Origin of the sequence: Alteromonas oceanisediminis (genome assembly GCF_018474025.1) — a bacterium.
In the GTDB taxonomy this organism is placed as follows: domain Bacteria; phylum Pseudomonadota; class Gammaproteobacteria; order Enterobacterales; family Alteromonadaceae; genus Alteromonas_E; species Alteromonas_E oceanisediminis.
The window spans coordinates 160,079-181,255 of sequence record NZ_JAHCTA010000003.1 but is presented as its reverse complement, the minus strand read 5'-3'; the positions used below and the strand labels follow the sequence as shown (position 1 = coordinate 181,255).

The window sequence follows — 21,177 nt, the reverse complement described above, 5'->3', positions numbered from 1 at the left end:
TGCTGGCGCTTCCCAGCAGAAAATGTAGAGACCTAATTATGAAACAGATTTTTCGCCTAGCGACAACGGCAGCGTTGCTGTCACTCACGTCAGGAACGATTGCGCTGGCTGACGACGTCAAGGAACGTCAACACACCACTGTTGATGAAGTCAGTGTGGTTGAGTTGGCTGAAGGTTTGGTTAATCCGTGGGGTATGGCTGAGCTTCCTAACGGTGATTTTCTTATCAATGAGCGCCCCGGCACTATGCGTCGTTTTAGCAATGGAAAGTTGGGTGAGCCAATCAGCGGTGTGCCTGATGTCGTGGCGCAAAATCAGGGAGGCTTATTGGGGATCACAACTGACCCTGAGTTTTCCAGCAACAACACAATCTATTTCTGCTATTCCAGTCCTGGCGACGAAGGGGCGACCAGCACGGTGGCCAGCGCAAGACTTGATGGCAATGCGTTGTCAGACGTGACGGTACTTTTTGAAGCAGATCCTCGCATTGATACCGGCTTCCATTTTGGCTGTCGCGTCGTGATTGATGGTAAAGGCGATTTGTATATCAGTATGGGCGACCGGGGCTCTCAGCGATACGAGGCACAAAACACCAATAACCATTTCGGTACCGTGGCCCGGATAAAACGCGATGGCAGTGTGCCTGACGATAACCCGTTTACCGACGGCAAAGCCCCGGAAATTTTCAGTTACGGGCATCGTAATGTCCAAGGTATGACGGTCCATCCAAACACTGATGACGTGTGGACACATGAGCATGGTCCGAAAGGAGGCGACGAAGTCAACATCTTGAAGAAAGCCGCCAATTACGGCTGGCCAACGATCAGTTACGGGATTAATTACGATGGTTCGCCGGTAACAGATAAAACGGCTCAGGAAGGCATGGAGCAACCGCTCATGTATTGGGATCCTTCCATTGCACCAAGTGGAATGGATTTTTATGAAGGCGATGTCTTCGAACAGTGGCAGGGCGATCTTCTCGTCGGTAGTTTGAAATTCGATCATCTGCGTCGTATCGAATTGGATAAAAACAATCAGGTGGTTGCTGAGCACGAAATGCTGCGTGATCATGGAGAGCGCGTGCGAGACGTGATGGTAGGCTCAGATGGCTATATCTACGTTTTAACCGATGAGCGCAACGGTAAACTGTTAAAGCTGATGCCTAAGTAAGTCATTGTTTCAATACGCAGGCGCGCGGTTTATCTGGCTGCCTGCGTATAGGTTAGAATGGGTTATCCTGACTTTTTACGCAGCGACACTCTGCCGATAAGGATATCTTTAAACATCACCCAGTCGCCGATTAAACTGTATACAGGGTGCTTAAACGTAGCCGGACGGTTGTGCTCGAAAAAGAAGTGTCCAACCCACGCAAAGCCATAGCCAATTAACGGTAACAACCACAGATATACCCACTGCTGAGACACCGCGACATAAGCAATCACAGCGAGCACCAGCGATGACCCGATAAAGTGCAGCAACCTGCATGTTGGGTGGGCATGCTCTGCCAAATAATACGGGTAAAACTCCGCAAACGAAGAAAACTGTTGCGCTCCGGTTTGGGTTTGCTGTGTCATGCGTCACCTCAATAGGATAAGTGGCGGTTTACGCCCGCAGGAATAGCCTGCTCTGTATGGCGTAACCCGGTTGAAAAAACTAGCGTTATCCTCATATTATACGAAATTCATTTACAGTGTGAAAAAATAGGGCGATATGGATCCTTTAGTCAATAACATGGTCGACAACGTCGTCGAACTCACTCTCGAAAATTTTCAGCAGGTGGTGCTCCAGCAATCGAAAGAGCGCTTAGTGGTGGTAGATTTCTGGGCAGAATGGTGCGAGCCGTGTAAAAACATCACACCGATTTTGCGTAAACTGGCCGCAGAAAACCCCGATACCGTGTTGCTCGCGACGGTGGATTGCGAGAAGCAGCAGGAGATCGCCGGGCAGTTTGGGGTGAAAAGCCTGCCCACGGTGATCCTAGTCAAAGACGGCCAACCCGTGGATGGTTTCGCCGGCGAACAAACTGAAGCGCCTATTCGGGAAATGTTTGCGAAACATTTACCCTCGCCGGAAGCGGATTTACTCGAACAAGGTGCAGCTCTGATTGCGCAAGGCGATTACACCGCCGCTTTCACGCCGGTCAAACAAGCGTATGAGCTAAACCCCGACAATATCGATGCTAAGCTCATGATGATTGACTGTTACATCGAGCAGGGTTACATCCCACAAGCAAAAGAGCTATTGGCAACCATTGGTCTGATTGATCAAGATGGCCGCTATGTTTCGCTACAAGGGAAAATTGAGTTAGCTGAGCAGGCAGCAGAGTCACCTGAGATTAAAGCGTTGCAGGAAAAGCTGGCTGCTTCACCGGAGGATATGGAGCTTAAAGTTCAGCTGTCGGTGCAATTGCATCAGGCTAATCAGCACGATGAAGCGCTGGCATTGTTGTACTCTGTGTTGAAAAAAGATTTGAATTTTGGCGACGCTAAAAAGCTGTTTCTCGATATGGTCAATGCGCTGCCCGACGGTGATTCGCTGAAATCTGAGTATCGTCGAAAAATGTACAGCTTGTTGTATTAGGTCGGTACGATTTGGGTCAACGCGATCTGGTTCGACACTGACCCTATTTCCGAATAGAAAAATGGCCGCAATTGCGGCCATTTGTCATTCAGTGGTTAAGTGAAGCCGATTTAGAACGAGCCTGTCAACGTGACCATCGCATTAAGCGGCGCAGCCACGGTCGCTTGGTGCTTAGAATGCGCATTCGGGAAATATAACTCATCCAGTAGGTTTTCAATGTTCAATTGCACACGCAGGGTGTCTGATACATCGTAATACGCGGCAGCATCAACGCGTGTGTAGCTTGGCAGTGTAGCCGTGTTACTGGTGTTGATGAAGCTTTCATCCTGATAGGTGGCGCCTAGACCCACACCAAAGGCTGTGCTGACCTGATACGTTGACCAAATCGAGAATGTGTTCTCTGGTAATTCGCGCGGAGCACGTCCAGTCGGGCCACTTCGCTCAACAATTTCGCCGTCCAAATTGCTGTAGTTGGCTGAAATAGACAAGCTATCAGTCACCTGACCTTTAAACTGTAGTTCAAAGCCTGAAATTTCAGAATCGACAACATCCAATGTGGCGGGATCATTATCAGCGACCTGAGGTGAGCTCTGTTCATTCTCAAATACGGCGGCCGTGAAGCTCATACCTTCAGCAAAATCCCATTTCACACCAATTTCACGGTTCGAAAAGGTGTCTGGGTCCAGTTGGTCGTCGCTACCGTTGATGTCAGTGTATTGCTCACCACTGCGCGGTAAGAAAGATTCGCTGTAACTGGCGTAAAGCGAAATGTTCTCAAGTGGTTTGTACACGATCCCAGCGCGTGGAGAAATCTCTTCATCGGTTCGTGTGCGAGTTTCCAGCACCGCAGGATCGGCGTTGAATACCTCGATATCAAACCGGTCGAAACGTGCGCCGATAACGATATCGAGCTGCTCAGAGATTTCAATTTCATCCTGAATATAGAAAGAAAATACTTCCAAATTCACTCGGGTATCGTCATTCAAATCGCTGAACGCTGCCGTGAAGGGTTGGCCATTAGCGTTTACGCCAGACAAATTGCGGAAATTCAGTGGGCGGGTCACATTGAACTCTTCGCGGTCGTCGCCCGAGGTACTGAAAACAGGATTAGAACGGTTTTGATCCGAGTCAGTATTGATCAGTTCACTGCCGATAATAATGGTATGGCCGATACTACCAGTGCGCAGTTCGCCAATCAGATTGCCTGAAAGGTTCAGACTATCGCGCAGGGTGTTGTCGATATAACCGTCGAGCTCCACAACGTTAGTTGATTGATCGTAGTCGCTGGCGTAAAAATTGACGTAGGTTTTATCAAAGTCGCCATAATTGGCGCTGAAGTTACCTTTTAAGCTGTCACTGAATTCATGCTCAATCGTAGCGCGGAACACGTGCGCCTGCACTTCATGGTAGTTGTTATTTGGGTCGCCAAACACAATATCTTCCAAGGCTTCAACCGGGCGACCGTCGCTACCGGTCGGGATGCCGCGATCGATAAAGCGCTCGTGATTGATATACTCATACGACAAATCGAGCGTTGTATCATCACTCAATGCTATGCGTGCCGTTGGGTTTAGGCCTACGCGTTCTCCGTCATAAAAGTCACGATGATTGTCGAGCTGCTCATACATGGCATTAATGCGAATCGCTGAGTTAGCGCCTGACGTAAAATTCGTGTCGACCTGAGTATTAAAGCCACCAAAGGTATTCAATGACGCCTGATAACCGCTAAATTGTTGGTCAAGCTGAGCTTTCTTGGAAACACGGTTTACGATGCCTCCCGTGCCACCGCGACCAAACAGCAGCGCATTCGGGCCACGTAGGATTTCAACCTGCTCGACGTTGTACAAGCCACGGTAATACTGAACATCATCACGATGGCCGTCGATAAAAAAGTCAGCCGTTGAACGTATGCCGCGAAACACCACCGAATCACGGTGGCCTTCACCTTGTGACGTGTTCACACCGGGGGTGTAATCAATGATCTGACCAATACTGGTAATACCACGCTCGGTGATTTCCTCGGCCGTGATAATTGACAAGCTCTGTGGCACATCAATGATGGGGGTGGGGGTTTTTACCGAGTTTGATTCATTCATGGACAAATATTGTCCTTCAACCGTAACCCGCTCGATATTCTCGAAGCTCTCTGCTACCGCTGATTGGCTTAGAATAAGGGCTGTAGCGATACTAGTGAGTTGAAATTTCAATGCGTTAACCTCTAAAGTTGTGTGTGCTTTTGTCGTCAATGTGCGAGCTATCTCAGTCGATGAGACGCAACGACGCTTTAATTTTTGTGAATGGTAATGCGAATAGTTCCTAATTGCGAGGGTTTTCTTTGTTTGTGCTCGAAATGCCACAGACTTGTCAGTCTTTTGTGATACTTCTGGGATAAATTCACGCCACACTTTCCTCGTTGTTTTTTAATTCACGACCAAAACGGGGAAGCCAATGAAACAGATTCGTTCACTTTTAGCGATCGCAACGCTCAGCGCGATGAGCACAGCTAGCAACGCAGCAGACTTAACCATTGACGTACAAAACTTGACGCAGGGGATCTACTTTACACCGCTGCTACTCGTCGCACACACACCTGATGCCAGCCTTTTTGAAGTCGGCGAAAGTGCCACGCCAGAGCTGCAATCTATGGCAGAAGGTGGCAGTGTTGATGGTCTGGCTGCAATCGGTGCAAGTATCAATGCAGATGCCGTTGCGAATCCAGCTGGCGGTTTACTCGCACCGGGCCAAGCGACATCATCATCACTCACCACCGCAGATGCCAACACCGTATTGTCCGTCGTTGCGATGATACTGCCTTCAAACGACGGGTTTATCGGGTTAGACAATTGGACTATTCCCACCGAACCGGGAACCTACACCGTGTATTTAAATGCCTATGACGCTGGCACCGAAGCCAATGATGAGTTACGCGGTAGTGGTGCGCCCGGCATGCCGGGTATGCCAGTACCACCGCCACTTGACCCTGTATTAGGAATGAACGGTGCGGGTGTTACAACCATGTCAACCAACACCACCGTGCACATCCATCCCGGTAATCTGGGGGATGACTCGCTGACCGATGGTGCCAGTGATGTGAGTAATACAGTACATCGCTGGCTGAATCCCGTGGCTAAAGTCACCGTTACTGTCAATTAAGGAGGCCATTATGCGTAATTTATCCTTCCGCCCGCGCACGGTTTCGCGCCTGATTGCAGTGACGGCGATAGCCGCTGTATTAGCAGCTTGTGGCAGCGACAACGATGACGAACTGCCGCCACCGCCCGCACCACCACCGCCGCCAGCGCCCGTAGATGTCAGCTATGAAGTTACGGTAACCAATTTAACCAATGCGCAACCGCTATCACCCGTCGCGGTTATCTTGCACACTGAAGGTCAACTTTGGACCCTTGGCGAGCCAGCTTCAGTTGAACTGGAACAAATGGCCGAAGGTGGCGATAACAGCGGTTTGCGTGGTCTCGCTGTTGTGCAGGCCGAAGCCAGTGGGGCTGGGCCGATTGGGCCGGCCAATCAGGAAACCATTACGGTCACTATTCAGGACACTACCGATGCCTTGTTATCAGTTGCCACCATGTTGGTGAATACAAATGATGCTTTCACCGGTCTTAACGCTTACAGCCTAGCCGAGTTAGCGGTGGGTGATAGCTGGACGACCACCACACGTGCTTACGACTCCGGTACGGAAGCCAATACGGAAGCGGCGGGCACTATGCCGGGGCCAGCCGATGGCGGAGAGGGTTTTAATGCCGAGCGTGATGATGTCGACTTCGTTGGCGCTCATTCGGGCGTTGTGAGTGCGGACGATGGCTTGATGGGATCAACCTTAACGGTTCAGCATCGCTTCGACAATCCGGTGGTGCGCATCACGGTGACGCGCACAGAATAGGGCTTATTAACAAAAAACAGGTAGTTGCATGACCGATAGCATACTGGTGGTAGAGGACGATCTGGACATCGCAGATTTGATCCGCGTTAATCTCAGCGAATTAGGTATTGCTATCGCGCATGCGGCCTGCGGCAAAGAAGGGTTGTCGTTGGCAATGCAAAATCATTACGATCTGATGTTGCTTGACGTGATGTTACCTGAGATCAACGGCTTGGATATTTGTCGTAACGTGCGGGCGCAGAAACCTGAGCAGTCCATCATCATGCTCACGGCGAAAAATTCAGAAACCGATCGGGTTTTGGGGCTAGAGCTGGGTGCTGATGATTATATGACCAAGCCTTTTTCGGTTAGGGAATTACAGGCGCGGGTGCGCGCTCAGTTGCGTAAAGTACACATGTTACGCAATGCACGGCATACCGAAGACAGCAGCGCTTCTTTACTGCAGTTGGGTTCACTGTGCATCGATGTTGATAAACATCTGGTTACGCTCAATGCTCAGGCATTAGAACTGACGGCCACTGAATTTGAACTATTGAATTATCTGGCGCGCCATCCGAATCAGGTGTTCTCCCGCGCTCAGTTATTGGAGTCCGTCTGGGGTTACCATCACTCGGGGTATGAACATACGGTTAACTCTCACATAAACCGCTTGCGCGCCAAAATTGAGGAAGATGCAACGCACCCGCGCGTTGTACAAACGGTGTGGGGAGTGGGCTATAAATTGAATCCTGCTGGGGTTAACGCCGCGTGCTGAAACTTAAAATCTGCTTCTATCAGCGTTTGGCCATTTCGTTAGTGGTGGTATTTGTATTGGTGCTGGGTGTGTTTTTTATGGCCAGTGTGCATTTGCAGCGGGTGACGCAAAATGAAGCTGAGCAGCGTTTACATCTTACGTTGGCAGAGCATCTGGTTAACGATAACCCCATTCTTGCTCAAGGAATTTACGACTATGCTGCGCTGAACAATCTATTTCACACGTTGATGGTGATGGGGCCGAGCTTTGAGTTCTATTACCTTAGCCCGCAAGGCCAAATTTTGACCTATTCGGCCGAGCTGGGCCCATTGGCGCGCGACAGTATCAATTTAGCACCCGTCCTTTCTTTGCTGGAGGAGCCGGACAAGTTACCTGTTACGGGTGATGATCCGCGTAGCCAAACGGCCACTAAAATCTTTTCCGCAGCGCCGGTTTATAACAATAACGGGTTGCAAGGCTACATCTATGTGATCATCGGTGGGCAGGCGTACGACTCGATTTTAGCTGGCCTCAATCGAAGTTCTGCGATGCAACAATTTGCCTTGTTTGCGGGGGCATCGCTGGTCTTTCTATGTGTGGCGCTGTTGGTGCTGTTCAAAAGCTTTACGCGGCCAATGAAAATTTTAAGTGACGATATGGATCGGGTGCGTGCGGCCGACTTTGCCAAAGACGTGAATCACCAAGTGATTAAGCCGTGGAAACGCGAAAGTCACAACGAAGTTCACCGCCTCGGTTGTGCGTTTAATGACATGTTATTGCACATAGAAGCGCAGTTTGAAAAGTTGCAACACACTGACACTCAACGGCGTATTTTGTTAGCGGATCTGTCCCACGACTTACGTACACCGCTGGCTAATTTACAGGGTTATATTGAAACCTTAGATATTCAAAACGACATACTAAGCCCCCATGAGCGTAAACGATTTGTTCAGATATCGCTCAAGAATGCACGCAATTTAAAACGTTTGATCGACCAGCTTTTTGAACTCGCTTATCTTGAAGCAGGGCAAGTCACACTCAATCAGGAGACGTTCAGTCTAGCCGAGTTACTGCAAGACATCGCGGCCAAATTTGCCATTAAGGCGGAAGAGAAAAACGTGGCGATCCAGCTTGAGCCTGCTGCGGTCGATCATTACGTGGTCGCAGACATCGGTAAACTGGAAAGAGTGTTAACGAATTTGATAGACAACGCGCTGCGTCATACAGACAGTGGCGGCGTTATCACGCTAGCCATAACGCGTTCAGCTGATAATATCCGCGTCGACATTAAAGACACCGGAAATGGCATCAGTGAAAATGAGCTCGCGTTTATTTTCGATGCACGCTATCAGGCTTCAAACCAGTGCAAAGACAGTCAACTGCATGCGGGATTAGGACTGGCAATTTGCAAAAAGTTGATGCAATTACTGGGTTCCGATGTCACGGTCAGCAGTGAAGTGGGTAGCGGTACCTGCTTCTCACTTGAGCTTCCCGCCGCCCAATAGTACTTGCTGCACCCAGCGAGTAACCACGTTACACTATTGGCGTTTTGATTGGTGTGAAGGCACGTTCATGTATCAACAGTTTTACTCACGGTTTCTTGCGGCGAATCAGGGCAAGCAGCACTTCGCCTGCCATAGCCATTACTTCTGGCCAGATGTCACCCGCGATGCGCAACTTCAGTATTGGGATGACAGTGCTCAGTATGTTGACCACAAATGGGAGTATTTCTTCACCGATTGTGTGCCGGAGTTGCAACAAAAAATTGCCCGGATATTGCAGGCTCCTGCAGCTGAGCAGATTGTGTTTGCGCCCAATACGCATGAATTACTGTATCGCATAATAACCTGTTTTGACCCGCATAAACCGCTGCGGATACTGACCACCGACAGCGAATTTCACAGCTTTAACCGCCAATCTACTCGCATGGAAGAGTTGCCCAACGTCAACGTCACGCGCATCCCGACGCAGCCGTTTGCGACCTTTGAGCAACGCTTCAAACACGCACTGCAAACGCAGGCTGCAGATTTGGTCTTTTTCAGTCAGGTCTTTTTCAATTCAGGTATGGCCCTCAGCAATGTCGATGCACTTGTGGAGGCTGTGCCTGACAGCGATACGGTTGTGGTGGTAGACGGTTATCATGGTTTTATGGCTATCCCAACCGATCTGTCTCGGGTGTGCCAGCGCGCGTTTTACCTCGGTGGCAGCTATAAGTACGCGCAGGGTGGTGAGGGAGCGTGTTTCGCTATTGTGCCAACAGACAATGCGATGAGACCGCTTTACACCGGTTGGTTTGCCGAGTTTGGTGAGCTGAGTCAGGCCAAAGCGGGGCAGGTCGGGTATAGCAAAAATGGCATGCGTTTCGCTGGCGCAACCATGGATTTTAGCGCCTTATATCGGTTGCGGGCCGTACTGCGTTTATTTGACGAAAATAATTTGGATGTGGCGGTGATTAATCAGTTCATCAAACACTGTCAACAGACCTTTTTGACCTGTCTTGATGAAGTGGGGCATCCGTTGCTATGCCGAGAACGTTTAATCATGGAGTCACTTGAACAGCATGGTCACTTTCTGGCGTTTGATTTGCCATCAGCTCATGACGCGCAGAGTTTGCACGACCATTTGCATCAACATGGCATTCTCACCGATTATCGTGGCAATCGTTTAAGGTTCGGTTTTGGCCTATACCATAATCCTCTGGAGTACGACTTTAGCTGCCTTAAACAAGCGCCGTCATGCTAGAGACGCTGTTAATTGCGCTGGCACTTGTCGCGGTGATTGAAGGTATCGGGCCGCTTCTCTTCCCTAATCGTTGGAAGCACTATTTACGTTCGGTGAGTGAGCAAGACAGTGCGCAACTGCGCACTGTGGGCGGTACGCTGGTGGTTATTGGCCTTGTGAGCCTGGTTTTCCTGCTGTAGAACGCCGATTGCGGCGCGGGCGACGTTTGGCAGGATCCGCATTCTGATCGCTATTGCGCCCATCACCTGTGCGCGAATGCCCGGCTGAACGTGGCTTTTTCGCTTTTTTGGGTTTCATTGGGCGAGTATCCAAAGCGACTTCAGGCACTTTTTCATTCGGTTCGAAACCACTGATCTCGGCGCGCGGTATCACCTGACCAATCAAGCGCTGAATATCTTTAAGTTGGTCCAGCTCCTCAGCACACACAAATGAAATCGCTTTTCCGGTTGCGCCGGCGCGCCCAGTACGACCAATCCGGTGTACGTAGTCTTCTGCCACATTCGGCAAATCGAAGTTGATCACAAATGGCAGTTGGCTGATGTCTAACCCACGAGCAGCAATATCGGTCGCGACTAACGCTCGGATCTTTCCTTGTTTGAAGTCGGCCAGCGCTTTGGTGCGCGCGCCTTGGCTTTTATTGCCATGAATAGCACTGGCTTCTAAGCCTTTTGCAGTGAGTTGCTTAGCAAGTCGATTAGCGCCATGTTTCGTGCGGCTAAACACCAAAACCTGATGCATATCCTGAGTATCGATTACGTGGCTGAGCAGCCCACCTTTTTTGTTTTTGTCAACCGGATACACCCACTGTTCGATGGCATCGGCAGTCTTGTTGGGTGGTGCGACGGAGACTTCGACCGGATTATTGACAATGGTATTGGCGAGCTGACGGACATCATCAGAAAACGTAGCCGAAAACAGTAAATTTTGTCGCTTAGCCGGCAGTAACTTAAGGATACGCTTGATGTCGTGGATAAAGCCCATGTCGAGCATCCGGTCGGCTTCGTCTAAAACCAGCGTGTTTAGGTCCTGAAACTTGACGGCATTTTGATTGTACAAGTCAAGCAAGCGGCCCGGGGTAGCAACGAGTACTTCTACACCTCTGCGCAGCTTCATCATTTGCGGATTGATGCCCACACCGCCGAAAACAACGGCATGGCGTATTGATAAATTCTTGCTGTATTGAGCGACATTGTCAGCCACTTGTGCCGCTAATTCGCGAGTTGGCGTTAAAATCAATACCGTTGCCTGGTTTGCACGCGCTTTGGGTTGATGTGATAACTTTTCTAAAATGGGGAGCACAAACCCAGCGGTTTTACCGGTGCCCGTCTGGGCGGCAGCCATGACATCTCGGCCTTCCAATACTGGCGGGATAGCCTGCGCCTGAATAGGAGTCGGTTCGATATAGCCTTTTTCAGATAAGGCATTGGTAATATTTTGGCATAAGCCAAGTGAAGCAAAATTCATTCAAAAATCTCTAAGGGGTCAATCGGCGTGGCTTTACGGACAGGAAACACTGAGACGTGAGCAACAATTGCGCACAGTATACAGTAAAGCCGTGCAGTAAGCGATGTCAGCGACGACGCCTTTGAATGTTGCGCTTTGCAGGTTTCTTTCTCAGCGCAAACATCCATACGCCTGTAATCGCAAGTAAAACCGGGGTTAAGCCGACAATACACCAAATCACTTTTGAAACGATCCCGCCGAAGTATCCAAAATGCAGCTTACGGGTACTGTCGTCAATCATCGCCCACACGCTAGCCTGACGGATATCACGCAGAAATAATTGCTCACCGGTATTGCGATCATAAGTGATCATGCTCGCGTATTGGCTGATAAACGGATTGCTTGTATTAACGTCGCCAAAAAAGGTGATTTGCATATCGGGCTCATTGGGTATGGCAAGATACGTTGCTTGAAAACTATCAATAGCAGACGCTGCATCACGACGCAGCGTCTCAAACGAGATGATTGGTGCATGGTAAGGTGCGGATATATACTCGTGTTCGCTTTCAAAACCATGCTCGATAACCTCGTGCAATAGGATCGACACATTCCAATAGACACCAGTTAATGAGATCAGAATGAACACGGGGCTGGCCAGGATCCCCACAAATTTATGCAAATCGCTTAACAGAATACGTTTGGCAGCGCGCCAGCGCAGCGTAAATACTTTTCGCCAGAAATGCCGGTAAAGTACCATACCGCTGATCCCAAGGAACAGCATGATAAGGCCAATAAAAACACCTATCACCGTGCCACTGAACTGCAACAAAAATGCATAATGTAGCTCCAGCAACCAATCGGTCAGGTAGTGTGTCATCGGTTGAGGTTGTGACAACACCGCACCACTGTATTGATCAATATAGACTTTGTGCCATTCGTCAGTGCCTTTGCGAATAATATAGGCCGTATCTGAGCGCATTCGGTCATCAAACAGTTCCCAACCTGCCAGCGCATAATCAGGATTGTCTTGCGTTACGTGCTGCATAAGTTGATCGATACTCATGCGCTGCGCATTGGGCTGCGGAGTAACGACCATATGCTGTGGGCGCAAGGCACTATCTATTTCGACTTTAAAAACCAGGATGGCACCCGTTAACGAAACGATTAATATAGGCAGCAGCGCGAAGAGCGCTGCGTACGAATGCCACTTAAATAAGGTTTTACGCATTTACAGAGCCCACGACACCGTCGCGCTGACCGTACGGGGAGCAGCATAGTAGCTCTGCGCCCAGTAAAGGCTGGTCAGGTATTTTTCATTGGTTACGTTGAACACATTCACGTTAAGCGTTACCGCATCATTGATTTGATATTTCACTAAAAAATCTGCCACGGTGTACGCATCCTGACGCGTAACGATAGTCTCACCGGCGTTGTCGAAGCCTTCGGCAACCATGCCTTGTTCGCGTGAAATCTCATCTTGCCAGCGCACGTTGACCCCAACCGACAGACGATCAAATTCAGGAAACGTGTAAACGGCGCCCAGTTTCGCTAAAGTGCTGGGTGTGTAATTGGCAACCAATTCGTTGCCTGATATGGAAAAGTCAGTCAAGCCAATGCTAGCATTCAAACCCGGCAATAGTTCTCCGGCTAGGTCAAACTCAAAGCCATGGCTACTGATACCATCACTGCCAATAAAGCGCTGCTCCGTGGGAGGTAATCCAGCAGTGCGTGGGTCGGCGATGGCCAGATTGGTTTGCTGCACATCAAAGTAGGTCACGCTGGCAACCGCGCGGTCGTCAAACAGGCTTGCTTTCACCCCAGCTTCCTGACTTTCGCCCACAACGGGATCTAATTGCTGATTATTGATATCCAGTTCATTCTGCGCCTGAAATGTTTCTGTGTAACTGGCGTACAGGTTAATCTGCTCAGTGATACCGTACACGATACCTGCATACGGGATAACGTCTGAGTCAGACACCGTTCGACTCACGCCGTAAGATTCGCCTTCCGCTTGCCAATCATTGTAGCGCCCGCCCAGCATCAGGTGTAGATCATCAGCAAGGTTGAATCTGCCAGTGATATAGGCAGCCCTCTGGCGTTGCTCTACGTCACTGCCGGCCTCGCCATCGGCAAAGGTTGGAAACGCCGCGTCACCCTGCCATGTGGTTAAATTCTCTATTGGCGGAAAGCCATTACCAGTCGTGAAATCGTACAAAGAACGGTCCGTGTAAGCTAATTTGGAATAATTCAGACCAGCAACCAACTGGTGATCTCTTCCAAATAGCGTGAAGTCGCCATCCACATACGCGTCATATAAATCGTGTTTGTCGTCCAGGATATATTCGCTGGCATAACCGGTTAACCCAAGCTCGGTATCGGCGTCGGGTGTGCCAAACACATAAAATAATTCACTGTCTTCGTCAGCGCGTTTTTGTGAATAAGTCGCGCGCAAACGCCATGCACTGTTGAAGTGATGCTGTAGCTCTACCACGGTATTATTGTTTTGCACCTGCCAGTTAGACCAGTCAGCTGACGTGCTGGTACTGCGATCATAATCTGTCGGACTACCATCAGTATAGTAAAGCGGTAATGCGCCCCATAAGTTGCCTGTCGCATCGCTATTATTGTAGCTGTGGCTGAGCGACAGCTGTGTGTCATCGGATAGGTTGGCGTTCAGGAAGACGTAAACCAACTGGTTTTTGCGGCTGTAGCGGTCGAGATAAGAATCCTGATCCTGATCAACCACAACACCGCGTGCGGAAAAAGTCTCATTAAACTGGTATGAGCCATCGATTTCTACACGATGCAGGCTATGGCTGCCGACGGTGCCTTTTACCATCAGGTTATTGTCTGCGGTGGGTCGCTTGCGAATGTAGTTAACCGTTGCGGATGGGTTACCCACGCCCGTCATCAACCCATTTGCACCGCGGATCACTTCGATACGGTCGTACACCGCAGTATCGTCACCTGCGTGGTTATTGCCCGATGTCAGCGGTAAGCCAATCCCGTCAATTTGAAAATTGGTGATGTCGAACCCACGAGCCGTGTAGTAAGTGCGGTCTGTCTCAATTCGTTCTACGTTGACTCCGGTCGCCGTATCAAGCGCCAGATTGATATCGGTAAGCTGAAAATCCTGTAGCTGAGCACTGGTGATCACAGACACAGATTGCGGAATGTCTTCTATTGCTAGCTCCATACGCGACGCGCCACTGGCTGTATGCGCGTTGTATCCCTCTAAATAGCTTCCGGTAACCGTGACACGTTCAACCGCATCTTCATCAACTCGTTCTGCGCTCAACGCATGAGGTGTGGCTGACATCGCGACAAGCGTTGCTAAAGCGACAGGCGTGAGTGGTACGTTTAACTTCATCATGTATTCCATTCGGGCTCATTTCAAAACGCCCGTATGGTACAAATCAAAATAGTGAATGTAAATAGCAATGATTATCATTTAAGTGTTTAATCGCTGTGTTGAGCGCTATCTGCCTCTTTCATGCGCTAAACGCCGTCGTTGCAACGACGGCTCAACAAGAACAATTTTGCGGTGCATCGTTGCAGTCGTCTGATGACCACGTCGATAAGGTCGCGTGCGCCGCGTTTAGCGCTTTCGCCCTAACAGCTTGGAGGCGTTAACAATAAAGAGGTTGCTTCAAGGTAGGCGGCGCTTTTCTCGCTGACCGTTGCTTGATCAATCCGTTCGGACGCTTTATGCACCGACTCTAAATCTTCGGCAATGGTGGCAAGGTCGCGTTGCAGTTGTTGGATCGCGTTCTCCAGCGTATAAGTCAGCTCATGGATTTTCACCATGCCTTCCACCGGAATGTCTGCGTCAGTCTCGACAATGTCAGTCAAAAGCGCGTTGTAGTCTTTGAGGTTACATAAAGCCGAGCTAAGATCTTCCGACGGTTTCGCAGCAAAATGCTGGTATTCGTCGTCGGCCACAACGGTGTTCGATAAACACAGCGTGGCTGCAAATGTGGTTGACAGAAGTAGTGGCATTAATTTCATGAGAGCATCCTGTAAGCGTAGCGCAAACGACCTGCGATCACCGAACGGATTCGATATAAAAGAGAATCATTCGCATTTTAATGTGGAAGGCATTACACACTAAAATGCGATGGCAGGCAAGATATTCATTGCAGGGTATTACAGGCCCTACCGCGTTGGCATTAAAAACACTTCTCTGACACAGTTGCGCGGGTCGGCTTCGATGGCGAACAGAACGGCATCAGCGACATCGCTGGGATCGAGCTTATCCGGTTTCGCTTCATCGAAGAATGGCGTATTGACCATGCCGGGCGCAATACTGGTGCAGCGGCCATTCCACTCAGCCATTTCCAGTGCCAAGTTTTGCCCGAAGCCATAGGTGAAATATTTCGACGCGCCATAAATTGAACCTTTGATAGGCGTTCGACCTGCTGCGGAACTGGTCAAAATGAAGTGACCTTGTGTTTTGCGCAAATGCGGCAGTGTGAGCTTGGCCGTATAGAGTAGGGCGTTGATATTAACGAGTAACATCTTGTCCCACTCCTCCACGTAGCCTTTTTCCGTGCCGGGCGTGGAAACCCCCGTACCCGCATTAGCAAACGCGACGTCTAACCGACCAAACTTTTCAATCGTTTGATCCACAACCGTTTCAAGTTGCGAAAATTGCGTCGCGTCAGCCGCAACCGCGAATGTGTTATCGCTACCGAGTTCGTTGACCAGCGCTTTCAGTTTCTCATCGCTGCGCGCCGTGAGTATCACTTGGTGGCCATTCTTAACCAACTTCCTCGCCGTGGCTTCACCAATGCCACTTGATGCGCCGGTGATCAAAACCACTTTCGATTCAGATTGATGTGGTCCAGACATATCGTATCCTCCCATAATGCGTCTTTGTCCTCTTGGATACAGTGTGGGTGCTGGATCAGTTCACATCAAGGTGTGAACCCCGTTCACGGAAGGATACCTGCAGTTCTCTCAGCGCAGTGAGGGTGTCTTCGCGCGTAATGGTCGACTCATTCAGCAACACGCTTACCCCATTGGCAGGCACGACAAAGTCAACAGTAGCTTGATTGTTGTCAATGTGAGTGATGCCGCCATCAAACGCATCAGTCCACTGACCCGCTATCAAATGGTCACTGATTGTGATCCGGCGTTCAGACTGACTTTTGTTTAATAATACCAGTACGTTTTGATGGTCGTGCTGGGTATGCAATATGCGATAGAACGCCGCGGTGTCTTGCTCGAATGCGATGTTCAGTTGCAGGCCGCGCTGGAGTGCTGGTGTGTTTTTGCGTACATTCGCGATACGGGTGAGTTGTTGATGAATAGGGTGTTGGTTTGCTGTGTCAATACGCTCCTGCCCGAAGTAATTGCGATTGCCTTCATGTTCGGCTTTGCCGGTCATAAAATTGATTTCGGCGCCGTAGTAAACCACCGGTATGCCGCGGCTGGTAAATAACCAGTTATGTGCATTAATGAAACCGTCGTCACTGGCATTCATACGCGCCATATCGTGGTTGTCGTAAAAGGTCATCAGCTCATACGGGTTGTGATACATGGCGGTATCGATATACAGATAATTGAGTAATTCAGTGAAACTCGATTCTGGATTTTCAAACACTGCCGTCATCGCCGCGCGACCGGGAAAATCGAGTACACTGACGCCGCCATTTTCAGGCAGCGTATGTTCAGCGATAAAATCAGCATCAAAGGAAAAGCTTTCACCGAACATGAATAGGTTGGGGTAATCGGCGCGGATATCCTCACTGACCCGCTTCCAGAAATGATGTGGCATCTCTTTAATGGTATCGATACGAATAGCATCAACCCCTTGTGCCAACCAGAATCGATAGGCGTTGATGAGATATTCGTATGCCGCTTCACTGTTCTCATTGATGTCTGAAAGCTGGGCAAGCCCCGTCTGCTTGTTGTAAAAACGATGCATAGGATTTGTCGAGCTCAGTTGCGACGGATGCAGGTTTTCATGATCCGCGACCATAACGCCACGCGCATTGTATAACTTGCCAAAATCGCCCTGTTGAAACGGCATTGAGTACGCGGGTGAGCCGTGATTGCCGACAATGTCCAGAACGAACTTCAGCTGATGTTTTTCATCGAGTGCTTGGGTGAACTGGGCAAACGATAAATCTGACGAAATATTATGTTCATCGGCCTGGTAAAAGTTGGTCGCCCAATAGCCATGATAACCTGTTTTGCCGCCATCTTTGTAACCACCCGCATAAGTGATCGTTTCACCACCGCTAAAGGCTTGGTCTGGATTATCCCACACGGGTGTCAACCAAATAGCGGTGAAACCCATATCCGCAATATAGTCGGCATTATTCAGTACGCCTCTAAAGTCACCCCCTAAGTAGCCCACGTTAGCTAACTCACCATTCGGCCCCACGAGCGGACGATCGAAAGTATGCCATTTACCGTCGTGAACGTTTTTCCCTTGATTGGGATAATTGTTGTCTTTATCGCCATCAACAAAGCGATCCGTCAATGCGAAATAGACTGCCTCGCTAGCAAAAGGGTGTTGAGTGCCAACAAAGCGCTCATGCAATTCACCGTCATCGATTGGCCGTTCGACGGTTTTACTGCAGCCTACACAAATACCCAGTAGCGTGCTGAACAGACACAATCTCGTGGCGTTTTTCAAGTTCATAACGTGTAATGTAAAGGAAGACTTTGGCTTACTTTTGCACGCTGGCCGAAAAAAGTCATGTTAAATACGAATGCAGTGAGAATTGACCTAACAAATTGATCATGTTCGATTTTCTGATAATGACAGAATTAAGGCTATTTTATGCTCAGAAAAAGCTGAACAGTGCGCGTAATTTTTGGTAGGATCCTCGCCTATTTTTTTCCGATATACCGAATTCCATGGCTAAAAACGTAGTAGTGCTCGGCACCCAGTGGGGTGATGAGGGCAAAGGTAAGGTCGTTGACCTGTTAACTGATCGCGCTAAATATGTAGTGCGTTACCAAGGTGGCCACAATGCAGGCCACACGCTCGTCATTGATGGCGAAAAAACGGTGTTGCACCTTATCCCGTCAGGTATTTTACGCGACAACGTCACCTGTGTCATAGGTAACGGTGTGGTGCTCAGCCCTGATGCTTTGTTTGAAGAGATCGCCATGCTTGAAGCACGCGGTGTCCCGGTCAAAGAGCGCTTGGTGATCAGCGAAGCCTGCCCGTTGATTTTACCCTTTCATATCGCGCTGGACCAAGCTCGTGAACTGGCGCGTGGTAAAAAAGCGATTGGCACCACCGGTCGAGGTATTGGCCCAGCGTATGAGGACAAGGTTTCTCGCCGTGGTTTGCGCGTTGGTGATTTATTTAACCCTGAAGATTTTGCCGTTAAGCTGAAAGAAGTGCTTGAGCATCATAACTTCATGCTCACTGAATACTACAAAGTAGACGCCGTGAGTTACGAGAAGGTGTTGGAAGAATCACTAGCCGTGGCGGACACGTTAAAGGCGATGGTGGTCGATGTAACCGACATGTTGGATAAAGCACGTTTACGTGGCGATGCAATCATGTTCGAAGGCGCGCAAGGCACATTGCTTGATATCGACCACGGTACGTACCCATACGTCACGTCTTCAAATACCACGGTAGGTGGGGTGGCAACGGGTGCAGGTTTCGGCCCGCTTAATCTGGACTACGTGCTGGGTATTGTGAAAGCCTATACAACACGCGTGGGGTCAGGCCCATTCCCGACTGAACTGGATTGTGCTGTCGGCGAACATCTGGGCGTCAAAGGTCATGAGTTTGGTGCCACCACTGGTCGTAAGCGCCGCACTGGTTGGTTCGATGCGGTTGCCATGAAGCGTGCCGTTCAAATCAACTCAATCACTGGATTCTGTTTGACCAAGTTAGACGTGTTGGATGGTTTGGATGAGCTTAGCATTTGCGTCGGCTATAAAGATGCGCAAGGCAATGTGAAAGATGTACCGCCAATGGCGGCCGAAGGGTACGATTTGGTTACGCCGGTCTATGAATCTATGTCGGGTTGGCAGGAAAATACCTTTGGTGTGACCGAGTTTGAAGCATTGCCACAAGCGGCTAAAAACTATATCAAGCGATTGGAAGAACTGACCGGCGTGCCGATGGACATCATTTCCACCGGGCCAGACCGAAACCATACGATGGTGTTGCGCCATCCGTATGATGTATAGTCAGTCCAATATTGTCTGAACGAAGCCAGCATTGATACGCTGGCTTTTTTGTCTGTAAACGCTGAGCGCGCATCACAGTGATGTTGCGGGTAAACATTTGCGCCGCTGCCGACGTATGCAATAATCACATACCCTTTGCGTTGAGTATTTCGTTATGACTGCCACTGTTTCAAGTATTGAAGATAATCCGAAGAACAATAGCCTAATCTGGATTGATGAGTCCTTTGCCAAGCTCAAGGCGTATCATGCGACAGGTGCAACACGCTCTCGTGAGTGGCGAGTCAAACAACTCAAGCAGTTAGATAAGTTAGTTGATGAGCATCAAGAGGACATCCAAAAAGCGTTGAATGCTGATTTGGGGAAATGCGAAATGGAAAGCTGGATTTCTGAAATCGGTTACATCAAATCAGAAATCAAGCACACTTTAAAGCATCTCAAACGCTGGATGAAAGTTAAAAAAGTGTCTTCGCCGATGCTTGCGCAACCGGGCAAAAGTTACTTACACCCTGAGCCCCTTGGCACTGTGTTAATCATTGGTGCGTGGAACTACCCCTTTCAGTTGGTGATCGCGCCGCTTATCGCAGCAATCTCTGCGGGCAACTGCGCTATATTAAAGCCGTCAGAACTGTCTGAACGTACGTCTTCTCTGCTCGCTAAACTGGTGCCGCAGTATCTGGATAATGATGCGATCGCCGTGGTGGAAGGCGCAAAAGATCAAACCTCACGTCTGCTCAAGCAGCCATTTGATCATATGTTTTACACGGGCGGTGAAACGGTTGGCAAGATTGTTATGCGCGCTGCGGCCGAGCATCTGACGCCGGTGACGTTGGAACTCGGCGGTAAAAGTCCGTGCATTGTTGATGCAGATACCAATTTGTCAGTTACCGCCGCCCGTATTGTGTGGGGTAAATGGATGAATGCCGGGCAAACCTGCGTTGCACCAGACTACGTGCTGGTGATGGAGGGGCACGAGCAGGCGTTGATCGGCGAGTTAAAAAACCAGCTCAAAAAGCAATATAGTGATGACCCCCTCGCCAGCGATGATTATGGCAAGATTGTCAACCAGCGCCATTTTGTGCGCCTTGCCAGCTATCTTGAAGACCAACCCATTGCGCATGGCGGGCACAGTAACCTCGCAGAGTGTTATATTGAACCCACTATCTTGCTCAATCCTTCACTGGATAGTGCAGTGATGCAAGAGGAAATTTTTGGACCCATACTGCCTATTATTACCGTTAAAAATATCGACGCAGCCGTCGAGTTTGTCAATCAACGCGCAAAACCGCTCGCCCTGTATGTGTTTTCCAAGTCGAAGGCCAAGCAGGATGATGTGCTGACGCGCACCAGTGCCGGCAGTGTCTGTGTGAACGACGGTATGATGTTTATGGTTAACCCCGAATTACCCTTTGGCGGTGTCGGCCATTCAGGCATGGGGAGTTATCACGGCAAATGGGGCTTTGACACCTTTAGTCACTTAAAGTCGGTGATGAAGCGCAGCTTCTGGTTTGATTTAGATGTGCGCTATGCGCCGTTCAGTAAAACCAAACTGAGTTTGCTCAAGCGCTTACAATAACCTCAGCCCGGACTAAGACATTCTGCAGCGCTTTGAA

The 21,177-nt window shown here is 49.5% G+C and carries 18 protein-coding genes; 10 read left to right on the top strand and 8 right to left on the bottom strand.

Annotated elements, in window-relative coordinates; genetic code table 11:
- Positions 1–38 precede the first annotated feature (38 nt).
- Positions 39–1,169 carry a PQQ-dependent sugar dehydrogenase gene (locus KIU71_RS06225; protein ID WP_214130321.1) on the top strand — a complete coding sequence of 377 codons (1,131 nt, stop codon included), beginning with the start codon at positions 39–41 and terminating at the stop codon, positions 1,167–1,169.
- Between the two features lie 62 nt (positions 1,170–1,231).
- Here the strand turns inward: KIU71_RS06225 and KIU71_RS06220 are convergent, their stop codons facing one another.
- The gene (locus KIU71_RS06220; protein WP_214130320.1) at positions 1,232–1,573 is read right to left on the bottom strand and encodes a DUF962 domain-containing protein; all 342 of its coding nucleotides are present in this window, start codon (positions 1,571–1,573) and stop codon (positions 1,232–1,234) included.
- A 136-nt stretch (positions 1,574–1,709) separates the two neighbouring features.
- On the opposite strand from KIU71_RS06220, the gene trxA reads away from it, so the two are divergent.
- Positions 1,710–2,579, top strand: a complete 870-nt coding sequence (gene trxA, locus KIU71_RS06215) for a thioredoxin (RefSeq protein WP_214130319.1) — start codon at positions 1,710–1,712, stop codon at positions 2,577–2,579.
- Positions 2,580–2,689: 110 nt separating this feature from the next.
- Here trxA and KIU71_RS06210 read toward each other — a convergent pair whose 3' ends face one another.
- The gene (locus KIU71_RS06210) at positions 2,690–4,786 is read right to left on the bottom strand and encodes a TonB-dependent receptor (RefSeq protein WP_214130318.1); all 2,097 of its coding nucleotides are present in this window, start codon (positions 4,784–4,786) and stop codon (positions 2,690–2,692) included.
- Positions 4,787–5,027: 241 nt separating this feature from the next.
- Here KIU71_RS06210 and KIU71_RS06205 point away from each other — a divergent pair, with 241 nt between their 5' ends.
- From KIU71_RS06205 to KIU71_RS06180, 6 genes are all read left to right on the top strand, one after another.
- Positions 5,028–5,732, top strand: a complete 705-nt coding sequence (locus KIU71_RS06205) for a spondin domain-containing protein (protein WP_214130317.1) — start codon at positions 5,028–5,030, stop codon at positions 5,730–5,732.
- Positions 5,733–5,742: 10 nt separating this feature from the next.
- Positions 5,743–6,480, top strand: a complete 738-nt coding sequence (locus tag KIU71_RS06200) for a spondin domain-containing protein (protein WP_214130316.1) — start codon at positions 5,743–5,745, stop codon at positions 6,478–6,480.
- A gap of 28 nt (positions 6,481–6,508) precedes the next feature.
- The gene (locus KIU71_RS06195; protein WP_214130315.1) at positions 6,509–7,234 is read left to right on the top strand and encodes a response regulator transcription factor; all 726 of its coding nucleotides are present in this window, start codon (positions 6,509–6,511) and stop codon (positions 7,232–7,234) included.
- Entirely contained in the window at positions 7,228–8,718 is a 1,491-nt protein-coding gene (locus KIU71_RS06190) for a sensor histidine kinase (RefSeq protein WP_315853252.1), read from the top strand. Before KIU71_RS06195 ends, KIU71_RS06190 begins: the two co-directional genes overlap by 7 nt.
- 67 nt (positions 8,719–8,785) lie before the next feature.
- Entirely contained in the window at positions 8,786–9,955 is a 1,170-nt protein-coding gene (locus tag KIU71_RS06185) for an aminotransferase class V-fold PLP-dependent enzyme (RefSeq protein WP_214130313.1), read from the top strand.
- The gene (locus KIU71_RS06180; protein ID WP_214130312.1) at positions 9,949–10,134 is read left to right on the top strand and encodes a DUF2065 domain-containing protein; all 186 of its coding nucleotides are present in this window, start codon (positions 9,949–9,951) and stop codon (positions 10,132–10,134) included. The genes KIU71_RS06185 and KIU71_RS06180 overlap by 7 nt, the downstream gene beginning before the upstream one ends.
- On the opposite strand, the gene KIU71_RS06175 is transcribed toward KIU71_RS06180, so the two are convergent.
- From KIU71_RS06175 to KIU71_RS06150, 6 genes are all read right to left on the bottom strand, one after another.
- A complete protein-coding gene (locus tag KIU71_RS06175) occupies positions 10,100–11,419 on the bottom strand; it encodes a DEAD/DEAH box helicase (RefSeq protein WP_214130311.1) in 1,320 nt (439 codons plus the stop codon). The genes KIU71_RS06180 and KIU71_RS06175 overlap by 35 nt on opposite strands.
- A gap of 106 nt (positions 11,420–11,525) precedes the next feature.
- Positions 11,526–12,626, bottom strand: a complete 1,101-nt coding sequence (locus KIU71_RS06170; protein WP_214130309.1) for a PepSY-associated TM helix domain-containing protein — start codon at positions 12,624–12,626, stop codon at positions 11,526–11,528.
- Entirely contained in the window at positions 12,627–14,771 is a 2,145-nt protein-coding gene (locus KIU71_RS06165; RefSeq protein WP_250207315.1) for a TonB-dependent siderophore receptor, read from the bottom strand.
- Between the two features lie 239 nt (positions 14,772–15,010).
- Positions 15,011–15,406 (bottom strand): DUF6746 family protein, encoded by a 396-nt coding sequence (locus tag KIU71_RS06160; protein ID WP_214130308.1) that lies wholly within the window; start codon positions 15,404–15,406, stop codon positions 15,011–15,013.
- A 147-nt stretch (positions 15,407–15,553) separates the two neighbouring features.
- Complete coding sequence (locus KIU71_RS06155) at positions 15,554–16,249, bottom strand: SDR family oxidoreductase (protein ID WP_214130307.1); 696 nt, start codon at positions 16,247–16,249, stop codon at positions 15,554–15,556.
- 55 nt (positions 16,250–16,304) lie between these two features.
- On the bottom strand, positions 16,305–18,050 hold the full coding sequence (locus tag KIU71_RS06150) for an alpha-amylase family glycosyl hydrolase (protein ID WP_214130306.1): 1,746 nt from the start codon (positions 18,048–18,050) through the stop codon (positions 16,305–16,307).
- A gap of 218 nt (positions 18,051–18,268) precedes the next feature.
- Between KIU71_RS06150 and KIU71_RS06145 the strand changes: the two genes are divergently transcribed.
- Both KIU71_RS06145 and KIU71_RS06140 read left to right on the top strand, forming a co-directional pair.
- A complete protein-coding gene (locus KIU71_RS06145; protein ID WP_214130304.1) occupies positions 18,269–19,567 on the top strand; it encodes an adenylosuccinate synthase in 1,299 nt (432 codons plus the stop codon).
- Positions 19,568–19,721: 154 nt separating this feature from the next.
- Positions 19,722–21,140: an aldehyde dehydrogenase family protein gene (locus tag KIU71_RS06140; RefSeq protein WP_214130303.1), complete on the top strand. Its 1,419-nt coding sequence runs from the start codon at positions 19,722–19,724 to the stop codon at positions 21,138–21,140.
- The last annotated feature ends 37 nt before the right edge of the window (positions 21,141–21,177 follow it).